Origin of the sequence: Nocardioides sp. YIM 152588 (assembly GCF_040191335.1) — a bacterium.
Taxonomy (GTDB): domain Bacteria; phylum Actinomycetota; class Actinomycetes; order Propionibacteriales; family Nocardioidaceae; genus Nocardioides.
The window spans coordinates 1-4,608 of the sequence record NZ_JBEGDJ010000100.1; the positions used below are offsets into that span (position 1 = coordinate 1).

Sequence of the window (4,608 nt, forward strand, 5' to 3'; positions counted from 1 at the left end):
ATGGTCGTCCTCGACGGCACCATCACCAACATCGCGCTGCCCTACATCGGACAGGACCTGGGCATCTCCCAGGCCAACCTGACCTGGATCGTCACCGGCTACGCCCTCGCCGTTGCTCACCCTACGCGGGGTCGCGGGTGTCGGGCCCGGGGTGCCGCGGCGGCGTCGTACCGGGGTCTGGGTCGCCGTCGCCGCCGTGCTCGCGCTGCTGGTGGGCGGTGGCGTCGTGACCGCGGTCGTACTCGCCGGTGACGACGGGGGCGGCGGGAAGAAGGCCGAGGAGAGCGCGGTCGACGTGACCGCCGCCGCCCTCGACGCCCGCTACGCGGGGCTCTCGGACCACGTGGCGACCGGAGCCAGCGACTGCACCGCCGGCGAGACCGGCGACGGGGAGGCCGAGGTGGTGGAGTGCGCCGTCAGCGGCGGCACCCTGCGGCTGGTCACCTACTCCTCGCCGGAGGCGCTGGCCGCGGTCCGGGACGCGCGTCTGGACACCCGGGCCGGGATGCTCAGCGGCCGCACGGGCAGCCGCGCGTTCTACGAGTTCGACCCCGACAACGCGGCCAGCGACGACCCCGCCCTCGTCTACTGGGACGACGCGGCCGGCCCGCAGTCGGCCGAGCTGACCGGGGCGGACGGCGCGACGCTGGAGACGCTGGTGACGGTCTTCACCGGCACCGGGCCGCGGATCACCGAGCCCACCGAGCCGAGCCACCCGGTGCTCCGGGAGTTCATCGAGATCACCATGGACCCCGCCGACTGCCGGCGCGGCACGACGTACGCCGACGGAGAGACCGAGGAGAGCGTGTGCACCGTGCGCGACGACATCTCCGTGGTGGTCGGCCGGTACGCCAGCCGCCGGGACCTGCGCGGCGTGCGTCGCTACTACCAGCGCACCTGGCGCGAGGCCGACGACCGGAACCCGAACGACTACTGGCGGTTCGGCGAGGGCGCCAAGGAGGGCGCCCACTTCAACTACCAGGAGGGCGCCGACACCTCGATCCTCTACTGGGACTGGAACAAGCGCACCTGCAACTGCTACGCCGTCGCGTTCGGGTACGACGTCGGCTGGGACGTGCTGCGCCAGTGGTGGGAGAACGCCGGCTGACGCCCCGCCGGGGCGCCGACCGGGCGGCTCAGGCGCCGAGGTCGGAGCGGACCAGCACCGCCAGCGTGGTGTCGTCGCCGCCGATCAGGGCGGGCTCCTCCAGCCACGTGCCGAGCTGGTCGGCGACCCAGCCGATGCCGCGGGTCCGGGTGTAGTCGACCAGCTGCTCGCCGGTCTGGCGCCACCAGCCCTCGGCGTCCACCCGCGAGCTGCCGAACCCGTCGGTGCACAGGAACGCGAGCACGACCTCCGCGCCCGGCTCCGCCGCGGCGGTGTCGACCACCGCGACCCGCAGCGCCCGCAGCGGCTCGGGCTGGCACAGGGAGCTGGTGCGCAGGCCGTCCCCGGCGGGGTCCTCCGGCAGCGGCCGGCGGGCGTGGCCGTCCGCGGTCACCACCACCGCGTCGCCGTCGCCGATCTGGAGCAGCACCAGCCGGTCGCCGACGGCGCCGGCCACCACCAGCGTGCTGCCGTAGGGGAGCAGCGGGTCGTGCGCGGCGGCCTCCACCTCGCCGCCGCGGTACGGGTTGACGGCCAGGTGCTGGCGCACCCCGGCCACCCAGGTGGCGACGACCTCGGCGCCGAGGTCGAACAGCCGGGCCGACGCCCGCTCGGCGTCGAGCGCCGGGCCGGCGAGGTCGGGCAGCCCGCGGCGTACCACCTCGATCGCGCTGACCACGGCGAGCGCGGCGCCGGTGTCGCTGCGGAAGTGGGCGACGTGGCCGTGCCCGTCGGCGACGGCGGCCACCGCGAGGTCCCCCTCGCTCCAGGTCAGCGCCGCGTCCTGGAGCGGTCGCCGGTCGCGGACGTGGACCGAGCCGATGGTGCTCGCGGCGAGCGCCGTCCAGGCGTCGGCGTCGGGGCGCGGCGCGGTGGTCGCGGCGTGGCGGGCGAGGTCGTGCCGGACGCCGTCGTCGTCGGGCTGCGGGCGCTCGGCCCCGAGCCCCCCTGGGGTCATCCGAGGGTGCTCCAGATCGGGTCGCCGATCGGGTCGGGCGGCACGTTGGTGACCCCGTTGCCCGGGCCGAGCGCGGGCCGGGAGGCGACCTTGCTGGCCGCCTTCGAGGCCCACACGATGTACTCCACCAGCTGCTCGGGGTTGTCGGCGCGCAGCAGCGGGATCTCCTCGTCGCCGATGAAGCGCCGCAGCGAGTTCATGTCCGCGTCCCGGCCCACGCCCAGCGCCAGCCGGACGGCCGTCGCGCCCCAGCGGTTCGTGAGCAGCGTCTGCAGCCCGTCGGCGAACGTGATCCCGCTGCTCTGGGTGGGGCGGCCGTCGGAGACCAGGATGATCGCGGGCGGGAAGGCGCTGGTCGTCCGGTCGAGGTCGTCGAGGGCCCCGGCCAGGGTGGTCAGGGCGCTGCCGAGCTCGGTGAAGCCCCGCGGCACCGCCTCCAGCCGCTCCCACCGGACCCGCTCCACGGGCGTCGGCTCCTCGATCACCCAGCGCGGCTCGTTGGCGAAGGCGAGGACCCGCACCAGCAGCTCGGCGTGCGGGTTGGCCCGCGCCTCGTCGCGCAGGTGCGGGAGCACCTCGCTGATCGCGTTGTTGAGCGCCTGGATCCGGCCGCCCCGCAGCATCGAGCCGGACACGTCCAGGACGAAGATGAAGTGCAGTGGCTTGCGCGCCAGCGCGCCACCGAGACGATCGCTCATTCGAGGTGCCTCCTCTCGGCCTGCGGCGCCCGCGGGACCGCGTCCCCACGCTATCCCCCGGGCCCGGGGAGGCGCCCTGGTTTGGGATTCCCGCCGGCGGCGGAGGCTATACATTGGCCAGGATAGGACGAGCGAGCACGGAGGTGGCCCCGCCGATGGTGCTGGCTGAGGGCGTGGAGGTGGATCTCGGTCCGCTGGGACGCGCCCGAGTCACCTCGCTGCTCGGCCAGGGCGGCCAGGGCTACGTCTTCGAGGTGCGCCGCGACAGTGGCGAGTCGCTGGCGCTGAAGTGGTACAAGCCCGAGAGCGCGACGGCCCAGCAGTACGACGAGATGCAGCAGCTCGTCGAGATCGGCCCGCCGCACCAGCGGTTCCTGTGGCCGCTCAGCATGGCCCGCGTCGCCTCCGAGCCGAGCTTCGGCTACGTCATGCACCTGCGCCACCCGCGCTACCTCGAGCTGAGCTACCTGCTGCTCAACGCCGACCGCGACGGCAACCCGCTGGACGTCTCCTTCGCCGCGATCTTCGAGCTCTGCCGGCAGCTGAGCTACAGCTTCCTGCGGCTGCACGCGCGGGGGCTGTGCTACCGCGACATCTCCTTCGGCAACGTCTTCTTCGACCCCGCCGGCGGCGACGTGCTGATCTGCGACAACGACAACGTCGGCATCGACAACGGCACCGGCCGGGTGCTGGGCACGCCGTACTTCATGGCGCCGGAGGTGGTCCGCGACACCACCTACCGGACGCTGCCGAACACCGACACGGACCGGCACTCCCTTGCGGTGCTGCTCTTCTACACGCTCTTCCTCGGCCACCCGCTGGAGGGGGCGCGGACCGACGCCGGGGTCCGCGACGCGCACTGGCTGATGAAGCACTTCGGCACCGACCCGCTCTTCTGCCTGCACCCGGAGCGGGCCGAGAACCGCCCGACCGACATCGTCCGGCAGTACTGGCGGATCTACCCGCAGTTCCTGCGCGACCTGTTCGTCCAGGCGTTCGTCGAGGGGCTCGAGCGGCCGTCGGCGCGGGTCACCGAGGGGCAGTGGATCAAGGCGATGGACCGGCTGCGCGACGGCATGCTCACCTGCCCGCAGTGCGGCACCACCAACTTCTGGAGCCCCGGCCAGGACACCGTCGAGTGCTGGCACGACCGCACGGTGATGCAGCCGCCGTTCCTGCTCGCCGTCGGCCGGCGCACCGTCGCGGTCGGCCCGCAGACCACGATCCGCACCGACCACCTGATGTCCGGCGTGGACCACCCGACGGTGCTCGGCCAGGTCCGCCAGCACCCGGACGCCCCGGAGCGCTGGGGCCTGCACAACGCCTCGGACTTCTCCTGGTCGGTGGTCTACCCCGGCGGCCAGCAGTTCCAGCTCCAGCCCGACCGCACGATCGAGCTGGTCGCCGGCGCCCGGATCCAGATCCGCGACGCCACCGTGCACGTACGACGCCCCGGCGCTGCCACGGCAGCGGCCGGCGCCTGAGGGGGCGCGGGTGACGCCCCTGGTCGTCGAGGTCGACGGACGCGTGCTGCGGCTCGACGGCAAGGAGAGCTTCCTGATCGGCCGCGCGATCGAGGCCGACGTGGTGCTGACCGCCGGGTCGGTCTCGCGGCGCCACGCGGAGCTGCGCGCCGACGGCGACGCGTGGCTGCTGGTCGACGCGGGCAGCCAGTTCGGCACGTTCGTGGACGGCCGACGGATCACCGAGCAGCGGATCGAGGGACGGGCGGTGGTCCGCTGCGGACCACCGGCCGCGGGCGCGGAGCTGACCATCACGCCCGACCCCGCCCGCGACCCCGCCCGCGACCCCGGGCCGGGCGGCGCCACGGGCGACGTCGCCGC

5 protein-coding genes are annotated in these 4,608 nt (G+C 74.2%); 3 read left to right on the forward strand and 2 right to left on the reverse strand.

Translation table 11 applies throughout. The features are described from left to right. Positions 1-112 precede the first annotated feature (112 nt). The gene (locus ABLM29_RS22040) at positions 113-1,108 is read left to right on the forward strand and encodes a hypothetical protein (protein WP_349716783.1); all 996 of its coding nucleotides are present in this window, start codon (positions 113-115) and stop codon (positions 1,106-1,108) included. A 28-nt stretch (positions 1,109-1,136) separates the two neighbouring features. Here the strand turns inward: ABLM29_RS22040 and ABLM29_RS22045 are convergent, their stop codons facing one another. Beyond that, entirely contained in the window at positions 1,137-2,066 is a 930-nt protein-coding gene (locus ABLM29_RS22045; protein ID WP_349716785.1) for a protein phosphatase 2C domain-containing protein, read from the reverse strand. After that, on the reverse strand, positions 2,063-2,764 hold the full coding sequence (locus tag ABLM29_RS22050; protein WP_349716786.1) for a vWA domain-containing protein: 702 nt from the start codon (positions 2,762-2,764) through the stop codon (positions 2,063-2,065). Before ABLM29_RS22050 ends, ABLM29_RS22045 begins: the two co-directional genes overlap by 4 nt. A 155-nt stretch (positions 2,765-2,919) precedes the next feature. Here ABLM29_RS22050 and ABLM29_RS22055 point away from each other — a divergent pair, with 155 nt between their 5' ends. Both ABLM29_RS22055 and ABLM29_RS22060 read left to right on the forward strand, forming a co-directional pair. Continuing rightward, the gene (locus ABLM29_RS22055) at positions 2,920-4,248 is read left to right on the forward strand and encodes a protein kinase domain-containing protein (RefSeq protein ID WP_349716788.1); all 1,329 of its coding nucleotides are present in this window, start codon (positions 2,920-2,922) and stop codon (positions 4,246-4,248) included. A gap of 10 nt (positions 4,249-4,258) precedes the next feature. Continuing rightward, on the forward strand, positions 4,259-4,608 hold a 350-nt coding region (locus ABLM29_RS22060; protein WP_349716789.1), incomplete at its 3' end, for an FHA domain-containing protein.

Coding starts and splice junctions, on each gene's coding strand:
- ABLM29_RS22045 (WP_349716785.1), bottom strand. CDS start 2,066: ATGACCCCAGGGGGGCTCGGGGCCGAGCGCCCGCAGCCCGACGACGAC.
- ABLM29_RS22050 (WP_349716786.1), bottom strand. CDS start 2,764: ATGAGCGATCGTCTCGGTGGCGCGCTGGCGCGCAAGCCACTGCACTTC.
- ABLM29_RS22055 (WP_349716788.1), top strand. CDS start 2,920: ATGGTGCTGGCTGAGGGCGTGGAGGTGGATCTCGGTCCGCTGGGACGC.